The following is a 12,587-nucleotide window of genomic DNA, read 5'->3' as shown; positions in this document are numbered from 1 at the left end:
CTATGGAAGCTCCGTTGATGCATCTGGCCCTCGTGGGCACGCCCAACAGCGGCAAGACCTCGCTGTTCAACGCGCTGACCGGCAGCCGGCAGAAGGTCGCGAACTATCCGGGCGTCACCGTCGAGCGCAAGGAAGGCTTTTTCGTCACCCCGCTGGGGCGTCAGGCGTCCGTGGTCGATTTGCCCGGCACCTACTCGCTGCGCGGCCGCAGTCCGGACGAGGAAATCACCCGGGATTTCGTGCTCGGCCGCGCTAGCGGCGAAAAGCCGCCGGATCTCGTGCTGTGCGTTGCCGATTCCACCAATCTGCGGCTGACGGTCCGTCTGCTGCTCGAGCTCAAGCAGACCGGCCGGCCGCTTTTGCTGGTGCTCAACATGTTCGACATCGCAACGCGGCGCGGCGTCTCCGTCGATGCCGCGCGCATGTCGGAGATGCTGGGCGTTCCGGTGGTGACGTCAGTTGCCGTGCGCAAGGCAGGAATCGCCGAGCTTTTGCGCAAGACCGATGAAATCGCCAAGCAGGCGCAGGTCTCGGTGCAGCAAAATCTCTGGAAACCGCTATCAGTCGCAGAGCTGCGCGCGACCCAGCGCGAGGCTGACAAAATCATCGCCGCGACCGTCAGCCTGCCGGCGAGGCCCGATACCTGGACGGCGCGGATCGACGCCGTCGTGCTGCATCCGGTGGCGGGGCTTCTCGTCCTCGCTTCGGTTCTGTTTGTGATGTTCCAGGCGGTGTTCGCCTGGGCGCAGCCGCTGATGGAGCTTTTGTCGGATGCGTTTTCGACGCTCGGCCAGTTCGTGCACGACACGCTGCCGGCGGGACTGGCGCAAAGCTTCCTTCAGAACGGCGTGATTTCCGGCGTCGGCAGCGTCATCGTGTTCCTGCCGCAAATCATCATCATCTTCCTGTTCATCCTGCTGCTTGAAGATTTCGGCTACATGGCGCGCGCCGCGTTCCTGATGGACCGCATCATGGGCGGCGCAGGCCTGCACGGACGTGCCTTCATTCCGCTGCTGTCAAGCTTTGCCTGCGCCATTCCCGGCATCATGGCGACGCGCGTCATCGACAACCGCCGCGACCGCCTGACGACGATCCTGATCGCGCCGCTGATGACCTGCTCGGCGCGGATTCCGGTCTATACGCTGATCATCTCCGCCTTCATTCCCGATCAGGAGGTCTGGGGCTGGGTCAATCTCAGGGGCCTCGTGATGTTCGGTCTCTACGCGGCCGGCATCACCAGTGCTCTCGGCGTGTCTTTCCTGATCAAATTCTTCATGCTGCGCGACTACGCACCCGCGCCGTTCATGCTGGAATTGCCGGACTACAAGATGCCACGTCTCAAGAGCATCGCGCTTGGCGTCTATACGCGGGCGAAAATGTTCCTGCAGCGCGCCGGCACCACGATCTTCTCCATGATGGTGTTGATCTGGTTTCTCGCTTCATTCCCGCAGCCGCCCGTGGGCGCGGAGGGCCCCGGCATCAATTACAGCCTGGCAGCGATCATCGGCCACGCCCTGGCGCCGCTCTTCGCGCCGCTCGGCTTCAACTGGCAAATCGTGGTCGCGCTGATTCCGGGCATGGCGGCGCGCGAAGTTGCGGTCGCTGCGCTCGGCACGGTCTATGCCATCGAGGGCGGCAAGGAAGCCGCCGACCAGATCGGGCAGGTGCTCGCCACCAAATGGAGCCTCGCCACCGCGCTGTCGCTGCTTGCCTGGTACATCTTCGCCCCGCAATGCGCGTCCACGCTCGCGGTGATCCGGCGCGAGACCGGCGGCACGAAATGGATGGCGCTCACCTTCGCCTATATGTTCGTGCTGGCCTACGCGGCGAGCCTACTGACCTACAACGTCGCGGTCGCGCTCGGCGCGGGCTAGTGCGGTGACGTCTGGCGTTCGCCGTCGTCAAACCGTCATCCGTGTCCGTTCGGGATGTTTAGTTTTGTTCTAATTCTAAAGTAGAGCGATTCCAGTTTCGCCGCTCCACTTTCGAATCCCCGAAACAAAAAGCAATGAGTACTACGTGCCCGCGTAATCGCGGAGCATCTGATTTCCGCGGATTGGGGGCCTCATGCCGCGGTGTCATTTTCTGCACTTTGCTTCGTCGTCATTCCCTTCGTTTGGCCGTTCGAGACGACGAATGCTGCTCGCGGCAACCGCCATGTCGGTCATCGGTTGCAGCAGCGCCTGGGCTGCCGACGGCGACGTCAATGACGCCGTATTGAAAAAAATGGAGGCGATGGAAAAGCGCATTCAGTCGCTCGAAGCCGAGCTCAAGCAAAAGCGAATTGCCGATGCCGCAGGGCAGGCGTCGACGGCCGAGAAACCGGCGCCTTCGGAAAAGAAGCAGGCCACCGGAGCCGACAAGGCGCAGAAAAAAGCGTCAGCGCCGGAGGCCGACAAGGACGCCAAGCTCAAGGATGCCAAGACTGACACCAAGACTGCTGCCGCGCCGGAGCTGCCGCAAGATCCGAAAAGCAAACCGTCATCCAAGTCGAAGACGCCCGACTTTTCCACCCCGCCGTCCGATCTCCCCATTCTGGGTGTCGCTCCTTCACCCGTCGCCGGCCTGAGCATCGGTGCCTACGGCGAGGTCAAGTTCGGGACGATGCAAAATCCCGCTGCCAACGGTCAATGGCAGAATGGCTTCGATACCGCGCGAATGGTGTTGTTGCCGACTTACGCGATCACCGACAACATCATCTTCAATGCCGAAATCGAATTCGAGCACGCAGGTTCAGGCTTCGACAACGACGACAAGCTGCACGGCACCGCCGAGATCGAGCAGCTCTGGGTCGATTTCAAGATCATCGATCAGTTCAACTGGCGCGCGCCGGGCATCGACCTGGTGCCGATCGGTTACATCAATCAGCATCACGAACCGACGCAGTTCTACAGCGTCAACCGGCCCGAGCTCTACAACAGCATCATCCCCTCGACCTGGAAGGTGCCCGGCACGAGCGTGTACGGCACCATCAGCGAAGACCTGAAATACCAGGTCATGGTCAGCGCCACCAACGAGGACTTTGGCGACTCCTTCGACAATCGCACGGCAGCCAAGACCGTGCCTTTGCCGGGCACGCCTTACTTCCCGGGCATCGACGGGCTCAATGGGCTCGTATTCTCAAATCCGCCGCTCGGCGATTTCCAGCAGCTCTCCAATGCGGTGGCGGTGTCGGGTCGTCTCGACGTCACGCCGACCATCCTTCCGGGCTTCGGAGGCAGCGTGAGCGCTTATTATTCGCCCAATACGACGCCGCGCGGCGCCCATGGCGACTTCGGCAACTTCCTGGGCGGCTCGAGCCTCGCCATGTTCGACGCCGAATTCCGCTACCGCGTGCCCAATACAGGCCTCGAACTCCGCGGCGAGTATGTCCGGGTCGCATTCGGCAACCCCGCAAATCTGCGCGCCAACAACGACACCGATCCAACCGACAATGTCGGAAAATCGATGTTCGGTTATTCCGGCGAGATCGCCTATCACGTTCCGCTCGGCACCATCCTCAAGAGCGAATGGGAGGCGGTGCCGTTCTATAACTACACTTACGAAAATCTCCAGACCGGCGGATTTGCCGGAACGGATGCCAACCTGCCGACGGGTGCGGGCCAACGCCAATTCCATACCGCGGGCGTCGCGGTCTTCCCGTCGCCCAAGATCGTGCTGAAAGCGACCTATCAACATATCATCGACAAGAGTCTCGTCAGCGCGCTCTCGGATTCGTTTCTTGGCGGGGTCGGCTTCTTCTTCTAAAGGCGGGCGAGGAAGCGCGCTTGTGAAAGCGCCGCTCCATCGAAGGCGATGGCAGGACGGCGGATTGAATGGAATGACCGGAGTTTAAGTGAATCATGACGGAATGGATTCGATACACATTGCCGGTGGCGGCGATCGCATCGGTCGCCTCGCCTGCCTACGCGATGGAATATCTTTCGATCGAAGAAGCGCAGAAGCAGGCGTTCCCGTCGGCCAGCCAGTTTACCCCGATTCAGGCCGGAAGGATCTGGAAAGCCGAAGCGGGCGGGCGCGTTGCCGGCTATTTCATATTCGACCGCGTCGTCGGCAAACACCTCTATATCGACTATGCCGTCGCGCTGACGCCCACGGGGGCGGTTCAAAAGGTCGAGATCCTGCAGTACCGCGAATCCTACGGGGGTGAGATACGAAGCCCGAGCTGGCTCGCACAGTTCGTCGGAAAGACCAGCACCAGTTCGCTCAAGATCAACGGGGACATCAGAAATATTGCCGGCGCGACGCTATCGTCGACGCATGTCACCGAAGGCGTGAAACGAATATTGGCGACCTATGGCAGCCGCCTCAAATAGGATACGCCGCGCCAGGCCATTGCTTGGCACGTTCGTCGAAATCGAAGCGGCGGGGCCTGCGCAAGCCGAAGTCGTCGGCGCGATCGACGCCGCGTTCGACGCAGTTTCTGGCGTGCATCGGCTGATGAGTTTTCACGAGCCGGACAGCGATGTCAGCCGCCTCAATCGGCAAGCGTTCGATCGGCCCGTCAAGGTTCATCAATGGACCTTCGATGTTCTCAAGACGAGCATCGAGCTTCATCGCGAGTCGGACGGCCTCTTCAATATCGCCGTCGCGCCGATCCTGCAGGGCATGGGCTTGTTGCCTCGGCATGACGAAGATGAAGCCGAGGCGATCGCGCGCGAAGCGATAGAGCTGCTCGAAGGACGGATGATCCGCTTTCGACATCGCGGTACGAAAATTGATCTCGGCGGAATCGCCAAGGGCTTTGCGGTCGATCGCGCACTGGATGCGCTTCGCCACTCGGGCGCGGTGACCTGTGGCCTCGTGAATGCCGGCGGCGATCTCGGCGCTTTTGGCGCCGAGGTGCAGACGGCCCATATTCGTCATCCTCGCCATCCCGGCCGCGTAGTCTGCCGCATTGAATTCGCAGGCGAGGCGCTGGCGTCCTCCGCGCGGCGGCTCGATCCTTTTCAGTCAGCACAGAGCGACGGATCGGCGATCGTTCGGCCGGATGGCAAGCCTCTGACAAACGCGATCGACGGCGTGACGGTTCGTGCGCCGTCCTGCATGATCGCCGACGCCTTGACCAAGATCGTCATGATTTCGGGCGCGGACGCAGGCAGCTTGCTTGAGCTCTATCAAGCAAGCGCGCTACTGATCACCTCGGACAGCGAGGTCCGGATTTCCCCCGATTTGCAAAGCGTAGTGCACCTTGCGGCTTAGTCTCTCATTCCGGTACGCGATCTATGCGGCGTTCGCCGTGCTGCTGCTTACTGGCTGCGGCTGGCTGCTGGCCGACTGGGAAAAGGATATTTCCAGCGACGAGATCTGGCAGCAAAGCATTGCCTATCTCCTGATGGTGCATGGCGGCACTGCCATGGCGGCGCTCCTCCTGATCGGCGCCCTCGTCCCCGTCCATCTGGCGCGGGCATGGCGGGCCCGAAAGAACCGTATTTCCGGATCGGCGATGGCGACGTTCATTGCGATCCTGATCGGGACCGCTTTCGGGCTTTATTACCTCGGATCGGAGAGTTTGCGGCCGTGGATGAGCTGGATCCACATTGCCGCCGGAGTCTCAATAGCTCTTCTGTTCCCGCTGCATATCTACCTGGGTCGGCGCAAATCGGCTTAGGCTCGCGATTCGAGTAGGATTTCCACTTTCTCGGATCATGCTCCGGCGCAGCGGGCTATTGCAGTCCGGTGTCGTTGCTGGTGCGTTTCTTGGCGAGATCCATCTCGGTCACCGCGATCAGGATTTCGGCGCGCGTCTTCAGATCAGGCGCTTCCAGCATCGCCTGCTTTTCCGGCGGCCCGTAGGGCGACATCATCGCCAGCGCATTGACCAGCGCTTCGTTGGGGGCGTTTTCAATGCCTTCCCAGTCGACCTTGAGGTTGTTGGCGTCCAGAAATTCTGTCAGCGCCCGCAGCAGCGCATCGCGATCGACCGCCTCTTCGCCTTTGCGCGCGGTGAAATCGTCGAGATAGGGAAAGTAGTCGACCTTGCATTGCCGATAGGCCGTCAGCACGGTTTGTTCCTCGACCACCTTGAAGCGGGTGATGCCGGTGAGCTCGAGCACATAGCGGCCGTCGCCGGACTCCGCGAGTTGGGTGATGCGGCCGACGCACCCAACCTGAAAAAGCTTCGGATTGGACTCGTCCCGCGAATGGGCGACGTCGGGCTGGATCATGCCGATCAGCCGATGGCCGTCGCGGAAGGCGTCGTCGACCATCGCGAGATAACGCGGCTCGAAAATATTCAGCGGCATTTGCCCGCGCGGCAGCAGCAGCGCGCCGGGCAGAGGGAATACCGGAATGATCTCGGGAAGGTCTGCAGGTCCGCGATATTCGGCATTGATCGGCATTGCGTTCACCAGCGCATATCGTGCCTTAAATCGGCTCCACGCCGTTCGCGTAACCCCGCGCCGGGCAGGCTGATGCCTGCCGCCATCGCGAAATCCGGGTTACGAAAACAGGATCGTCGACAGCCGCTTCCTTCCTTCAACGGTCGCTTCGTCGGTCGCGCCCCACGCGTCGAAGAACTGTACCAGTTGCTTGCGGGCGCCGTCCTCATTCCACTTGCGGTCGCGCTTGACGATTTCGAGCAGTTGCTGGGTTGCTTCCGTTCGTTTGCCGGCGGCGTTCAGCGCAGTCGCGAGATCGAAACGCGCCTGATGATCCAGCGGGTTTGCGGCGACTTTCTGTTCGAGCTCAGTGAGCGGTCCGAGCGAACTTGCCTGTTCGGCCAGATCGATCGTGGCCTGCACGGCCTTGACGGCCGCATCGCCGCGCTTGGATTCCGGAACCATCGCCAGCGTCTTCTTCGCCTGATCGATCGCGCCAGTCGTGGCGTAGCATTTCGCCAGCCCCGCGAGCGCCGCGATATTGGTGGCGTCGGCGGAAAGCACCTCGGCGTAGATCGAGGCTGCGGTCGCGGCATCGCCCTCGGCGAGCAGGGTTTCAGCTTCTTTCAGGACCTCGGCGATGTTCGGCTCGCCGGGCATGCCGGCGGTCAGCTTGTCGACAAAGGCGGTGACCTGGCTTTCCGGCAATGCGCCCATGAAACCGTCGGCCGGCTGGCCGTTGACGAAGGCGATCACGGCGGGAATGGACTGGATGCCCATCTGGCCCGGAATCGCCGGATGCTCGTCGATGTTCATCTTGACCAGTTTGACCTTGCCCTTGGCGGCGCGGACGACCTTTTCAAGGATCGGCGTGAGCTGACGGCAAGGGCCGCACCACTGCGCCCAGAAGTCGATCAGCACCGGCTGCCGCTTGGACTCCTCGATCACATCCCTGACGAAACTCTGGGTCGTCGTTTCCTTGATCAGATCGGGCGCTGCCTGCGGCGCGGCGCCGTTGCCCTGTTCTACTATCGTCACGGGAATCCTCGTCTGATGTCTTGCCGGGTTTCGTTGGCGGCTTTGGGCCTCTCTAGCACGGTCCAGCGCCGCCGGTCAGAAGTTCTCTCCCCCAGATGGCGGCTGGCGGGGGAATTTCAATCGGCTCGGGCAATCCGCCGGCCAGCCCAGGGCGGGCGGATATCGGAGATCGGGTGGGCGATGGCCCGCCGTCGTTTCACCATGGCGCAGCATCGCAAAAGCCTCATGGAAGATGAGCGTGGCCGAAGCCTATTACAGCACCGTGTTCGAGCATCCAGCCGACGAGATTTGGAAAATCATTCGCGATTTCAATAACTATCCGGTGTGGGTCGGCGGCGCCGGCGAGAGCCGGATCGAGCACGGCAAGTCCGGTGACACCATCGGCGCCGTTCGGAACGTGCTCTATCAGGGACAACGGATACGCCAGCGCCTCTTGGCGCAATCCGATGTCGAGCGGTCGCAGACCTACGAGTTCTGTGATGCGCCCACGCTGCCGGTCACGGGCTTTCGGGCCACGTTGCGGGTCACGCCGGTCGTCGACGGTGATCGTGCCTTCGTCGAATGGTGGGCAACATTCGATTGCGAGCCTCTTTGCCTCGGCGAATTCACCGAAACGCTTCGAATTCGGTTTGGAAATTGGCTCCAGTCTTTGCGCGAGTCGATGGCGTCTCAAGGGGCCGGGTTCCCGGCAGTTGCCGATTCAAGCGGTGGATAGCGGCCATTTCGGGCCAATATTGACAAAATTGCAGCGATATCCGGCGTTTAATCTATTTTCGCTTCGCCATTGCTGGCTGTTGCATTCGCGGTCCGCATTTGGCATAGGTCTGCCGTCGCTCGTGACAACAAAGCGACGTCACCTCAAGGATGCGGGTGTAGCTCAGGGGTAGAGCACGACCTTGCCAAGGTCGGGGTCGAGGGTTCGAATCCCTTCGCCCGCTCCAGGTCTCCGCGAACCATCAGGCCGCCATGTTCGGCCACACCGTTCGGCGGAATTTTATTCTCTCAAATGTTGACGCCGCACGACCCCGATCACGCTTTAGTCGGAGGGCTCTGCGCTTCTCTCCCGCAGAGGATGTGCTAGGATTTTTTCAGCCTCGTGAGCAGACCAAGGTTCTGCCGCAGAGGTATCTGAAAAAACAAGATCGCAGCCGCTTCGGCTGTACAGGGAGAGAGACGCGATGAAATCGGCTTTCAATCGATCTATTCTTGCGCTCGCAACAACCGCGATCGTCGCCATGGGCACGGCCGGCCAGGCCAGTGCGCAGGACAAGCCACTGAAAAAATACGAATCCGGCACCAAGGAATTCTGGACCCACCCGCCGGATGACTGGTTTCTCGGTGACGAGACCGAGGCCCAGAAGGGACTAGCGCCGAAAGCAGGTCCGCCGACCGGTTTGTCTGATGCGGAGCTCGCAACATCGCTCAAGAAGATCAAGCTGCCGCCGGGCTTCAAGATCGAAGTTTATGCGTCCGGCGTTTTGTCGGCGCGGCAGATGGCCTGGGGCGACAAGGGCACGCTGTTCGTCGGCTCGTTCGGTCTCGGCAACGTCTACGCCATCAAGGACAATGGCGGGAAGAAAGAGGTCAAGACTATCCTCAAGGGGATGAATCCGCCGATGCCGACCGGCATCGCGTTCAAGGATGGCGCGCTCTACGTCATCAACGTCAACAAGCTGGTCCGCTACGACAACGCCGAGGCCAATCTCGACAAGCTCGGCGACGGCAAGGTCGTCTACGACGACATGCCCTCTTATGCCGCGCACGGCTGGAAATATCTCGCCGCCGACAAGGACGGCTGGTTCTACGTTCCGTTCGGACCTCCTTTCAACATCGGCATTCCTCCCACCAGCGTGTCGCAGATCCGGCGCGTCGATCCCAAGACCGGCAATGCCGAGCTGGTCGCGCTCGGCGTCCGCAACAGCGTCGGCGGCGACGTCGATCCGCGTACCGGCAAATACTGGTTCACGGAAAATGCGCGCGACTGGATGAGCGACGATACGCCGAGCGACAAGCTCAACATGATCTCCAAGCTCGGCGAGCACTTCGGCTATCCCTATTGCCACCAGGGCGACATGCCGGATCCGAAGTTCGCGATGGGTCACAAGTGCTCGGAGTTCACCCCGCCGGTGCTCAATCTCGGTGCCCACGTCGCTCCGCTCGGCATGAAGTTCTATACCGGCAATCAGTTCCCTGCCGAGTACAAGAACTCGATCCTGATCGCCGAGCACGGCTCGTGGAATCGGCATAAGTACCAGGGTGCGCGCATCGTCCGCGTCACAGCCGATCCGGATGGCAAGAACGCCAAGCAAACGGTGCTCGCGGAAGGCTGGCTCGACGGCGACCAAAGCTTCACGGGCCGTCCTGCCGACATTCTCCTCGACAAGGATGGCTCGATCCTCGTCGCCGATGACTGGGCCGGTGCGATCTATCGCATCAGCTACAGCAAATAGACGCTAGATCCATGAGACTGCGGCCGCCCGGCAACCGGCGGCCGCAGATTCGTTTTGAGCAGCGAACAAAATCTGGTGCCAGTCATGCGTCGAGTTTTTCTCAATATCTTGTGCGCAACCGCTCTGTCTGTTGTGATGACGGCTACGTCGCCTGCCGCCGACCTTGAGGCGGCGAAGAAAAAGGCGGAGCTCTGCGCCGGCTGTCACGGCGAGAACGGTATCTCGCAAATGGAAGGCGTTCCCTCGCTTGCCGGACAGCAAGACCGCTTCATCCAATGGCAGCTGGTGTTTTTCCGCAGCGGTGCACGGAAGAACGAGCAGATGCAGCCGATTGTCGAACAGCTCGACAACGAGGATATCCGCAACCTGGGCGCCTACTTTGCTTCGCTCGCGCCGCCGAAGGCGCCGCAGGCGGACGACAATCCGGACCTGTCGAAGAAAGGTGCGCAAGCGGCGAGCGGCCGGCGCTGCGCCAACTGCCATACCGACAGCTTTGCCGGCAAGGATGCGGCGGCGCGCATCGCCGACCAGCGCGAAGATTATCTTCTGAAGGCGTTGAACGACTACAAGTCCGGCGTGCGATCCGGCGGCGGTCAGGCGGCGATGGCCGATGTCGCCTACCCCTTGAGCGAAGAAGAGATCACGGCGCTCGCGCACTACCTCGCGCATCTGTGATCGTGTCCCGGACAAGCGAGGCCGCCGGGTCGTCGTCATTGCGAGGAGCCCGCGACAAAATTGCCGAGCAATTTTGCGCTGGAGCGATGAAGCAATCCAGAATTTTCGGACTGGATTGCTTCGCTATCGCTCGCAATGACGGTGATGGAAATCACCCGCGCTGATTCTCGTACGTCTTCAGGTGGGTGTAGACGATCCTGAGCTTTGGCACCGGCACCTTGGCGGCATCGCCGCGCGCGATCAGATCGCCGATGATGTGATCGGCTTCGACCTTCGCCCCGGCCTTGAGGTCGCGGAACATCGAGGCGGTGAGCTGCGAGCCCTCGGTGGTCAGCATCCCCTTGACGCGTTCGAAGAACGGGCCGGTCGGCGCGTGGCCTTCGCTTGAGGCGACGGCGCTGCATTCATCGAGAATGCCGAGAATGAAATCCTTACCCGCAGGAGCTGCCAGAATATGGCCGATCGGTGCACGCATCGTGCAGGTCGAGGCCGCAAGCGAGGCGAGAAAAACCCATTTCTCCCACATGTCCTGGATCACTTGCTTGCTCGCGGCGGCGCCGAACTTGCCGCTCGCCATGGTTTCGGCAATCGCCTGGACCCGGTCCGAGATCTTGCCGTCGCGCTCGCCAAAGCCGAGCGATTGCATCGGTGCGAGCTGAACGATCTCGCGGACTTCGTTCAAGGTGACCGCGATCGCGCACAATCCGCCCAGCACCGCGTTTGCGCCGAAACGTTGATCGAGCACGTCGAGGTGACGCATGCCGTTGAGCAGCGGAAGAATGACGGTCTTCGGCCCCACGGCTGGCGCAAAAGACGTGATCGCGTCGTCAAGGTCGAACGCCTTGCAGCTGAGCAGCACGAGATCGAACGTCTTGTCGAGTTTATCCGCCTGCACGGTCGGCGGATTGGTCAGCGTGGCGTCGCCATTGGGGCTTTTGATGACAAGACCTGCGGATGCAAGTTCAGCAGCGCGCCTGGGACGAACCAGAAACGTCACGTCGCGGCCGGCTTGCAGCATTCGGCCGCCGAAATAGCCGCCGATCGCGCCGGCTCCGACCACGAGGATACGCATGGGAGTTGGTCCTCTTCCTTGTCAAAAGATCAAACAGGCGAATAGCGAATATGGAGTAGCGAATGGCAAAGATAGATCGGGTGCCGTATGCCTTCTATTCGCTATTCACAACTCACCATTCACCGCCGGTAATGGAGACGACCCTAGTCAGTGCAGGTTGAGCTGATCTTGGAGAATCTTGCGCGTTCCCCGTGCGGCCTGCCGGAGGCCCTCTTACCACTTTTCGCCGAACGGGCGAATTTCAAGCTCAAAGGTCCAGGCGCTGCGCGGCTGCTGGTAGAGTTGCCAATAGGAGGCGGCGACGGAGGCCGGCGGCATCAGCAAATCCGGATTGTCGAGCGCTTCCTTGCCCCAGAGCTGCTCGCGCCGTTGCCGGACCCATGCGGTGTCAACGCCCGAATCGATGATCAGATGCGCGACATGAATATTTTTAGGTCCCAGCTCGCGCGCCATCGATTGCGCCACCGCACGAAGCCCGAACTTGGCGCTCGCGAACGCGGCAAAGCCGCTGCCGCCGCGCAAGGAGGCCGTCGCGCCGGTGAAGAAGATGTTCCCCTGTCCACGCGGCAGCATCAGCCGCGCCGATTCGCGGCCAGCCAGAAAGCCGGCCCAGCAGGCCATTTCCCACACCTTGCGGAACACACGATCGGTTGTTTCAAGGATCGGGAAATTGACGTTGGCGCCGACGTTGAAAATGGTCACCTCCAGCGGCGCGTGCTTGTCGGCATCGTTCAGGAAACCTGCAATCTCGTCTTCCTTGCGGGCGTCCAGCGTCCGCGCCACGATCGAACCGCCCGCTGCCTCGATCTCGCGAACCAGCGGCTCGAGCTTGGCGCCATCGCGCCGTCCTGCGAAAACGGTGAAGCCTTCCGAGGCGAATTTTTTTGCAATTTCGGCGCCGATGTAATCGCCTGCGCCGATCACGGCCACGGTGGCATTACGCTTTTGCATGTGACGATCTCCCTTCCCTCATCCTGAGGAGCGGTGCCTTCGTTGCGTCTCGAAGGATGAGGCCGCGCTCGGGGCCTCATG

At 61.3% G+C, this 12,587-nt stretch carries 12 protein-coding genes and 1 tRNA gene; 9 read left to right on the top strand and 4 right to left on the bottom strand.

Features of this window, described 5'->3' with window-relative positions; all coding sequences use genetic code 11:
- Positions 1–2 precede the first annotated feature (2 nt).
- From feoB to VFB05_RS18445, 5 genes are all read left to right on the top strand, one after another.
- A complete protein-coding gene (feoB, locus tag VFB05_RS18465) occupies positions 3–1,874 on the top strand; it encodes a ferrous iron transporter B (RefSeq protein ID WP_325014656.1) in 1,872 nt (623 codons plus the stop codon).
- 262 nt (positions 1,875–2,136) lie between these two features.
- Complete coding sequence (locus tag VFB05_RS18460) at positions 2,137–3,747, top strand: hypothetical protein (protein ID WP_325014654.1); 1,611 nt, start codon at positions 2,137–2,139, stop codon at positions 3,745–3,747.
- Between the two features lie 95 nt (positions 3,748–3,842).
- A complete protein-coding gene (locus VFB05_RS18455; RefSeq protein ID WP_325014652.1) occupies positions 3,843–4,316 on the top strand; it encodes an FMN-binding protein in 474 nt (157 codons plus the stop codon).
- Positions 4,297–5,202 carry an FAD:protein FMN transferase gene (locus tag VFB05_RS18450; RefSeq protein ID WP_325014650.1) on the top strand — a complete coding sequence of 302 codons (906 nt, stop codon included), beginning with the start codon at positions 4,297–4,299 and terminating at the stop codon, positions 5,200–5,202. The genes VFB05_RS18455 and VFB05_RS18450 overlap by 20 nt, the downstream gene beginning before the upstream one ends.
- Complete coding sequence (locus VFB05_RS18445) at positions 5,192–5,611, top strand: hypothetical protein (RefSeq protein WP_325014647.1); 420 nt, start codon at positions 5,192–5,194, stop codon at positions 5,609–5,611. Before VFB05_RS18450 ends, VFB05_RS18445 begins: the two co-directional genes overlap by 11 nt.
- A gap of 55 nt (positions 5,612–5,666) precedes the next feature.
- Here VFB05_RS18445 and VFB05_RS18440 read toward each other — a convergent pair whose 3' ends face one another.
- Both VFB05_RS18440 and trxA read right to left on the bottom strand, forming a co-directional pair.
- On the bottom strand, positions 5,667–6,341 hold the full coding sequence (locus VFB05_RS18440) for an LON peptidase substrate-binding domain-containing protein (RefSeq protein WP_325014645.1): 675 nt from the start codon (positions 6,339–6,341) through the stop codon (positions 5,667–5,669).
- A 99-nt stretch (positions 6,342–6,440) separates the two neighbouring features.
- Positions 6,441–7,358, bottom strand: a complete 918-nt coding sequence (gene trxA, locus VFB05_RS18435) for a thioredoxin (RefSeq protein WP_325014643.1) — start codon at positions 7,356–7,358, stop codon at positions 6,441–6,443.
- Between the two features lie 238 nt (positions 7,359–7,596).
- Between trxA and VFB05_RS18430 the strand changes: the two genes are divergently transcribed.
- From VFB05_RS18430 to VFB05_RS18415, 4 genes are all read left to right on the top strand, one after another.
- Positions 7,597–8,073: an SRPBCC family protein gene (locus tag VFB05_RS18430; RefSeq protein ID WP_325014641.1), complete on the top strand. Its 477-nt coding sequence runs from the start codon at positions 7,597–7,599 to the stop codon at positions 8,071–8,073.
- A 151-nt stretch (positions 8,074–8,224) separates the two neighbouring features.
- A tRNA-Gly gene (locus VFB05_RS18425) sits at positions 8,225–8,299 on the top strand.
- Positions 8,300–8,536: 237 nt separating this feature from the next.
- A complete protein-coding gene (locus VFB05_RS18420; RefSeq protein ID WP_325014639.1) occupies positions 8,537–9,808 on the top strand; it encodes a PQQ-dependent sugar dehydrogenase in 1,272 nt (423 codons plus the stop codon).
- 84 nt (positions 9,809–9,892) lie between these two features.
- Complete coding sequence (locus VFB05_RS18415; RefSeq protein ID WP_325014637.1) at positions 9,893–10,483, top strand: c-type cytochrome; 591 nt, start codon at positions 9,893–9,895, stop codon at positions 10,481–10,483.
- Between the two features lie 151 nt (positions 10,484–10,634).
- Here the strand turns inward: VFB05_RS18415 and panE are convergent, their stop codons facing one another.
- Complete coding sequence (gene panE, locus VFB05_RS18410) at positions 10,635–11,555, bottom strand: 2-dehydropantoate 2-reductase (protein ID WP_325014635.1); 921 nt, start codon at positions 11,553–11,555, stop codon at positions 10,635–10,637.
- A gap of 213 nt (positions 11,556–11,768) precedes the next feature.
- The gene (locus tag VFB05_RS18405; protein ID WP_325014633.1) at positions 11,769–12,506 is read right to left on the bottom strand and encodes an SDR family oxidoreductase; all 738 of its coding nucleotides are present in this window, start codon (positions 12,504–12,506) and stop codon (positions 11,769–11,771) included.
- Positions 12,507–12,587: the final 81 nt, after the last annotated feature.

The sequence above is a fragment of the Bradyrhizobium sp. genome (assembly GCF_035652035.1).
GTDB lineage: Bacteria > Pseudomonadota > Alphaproteobacteria > Rhizobiales > Xanthobacteraceae > Bradyrhizobium.
Note: the sequence above shows the minus strand (reverse complement) of the source record. Positions and strands in the feature narration are given on the sequence as shown.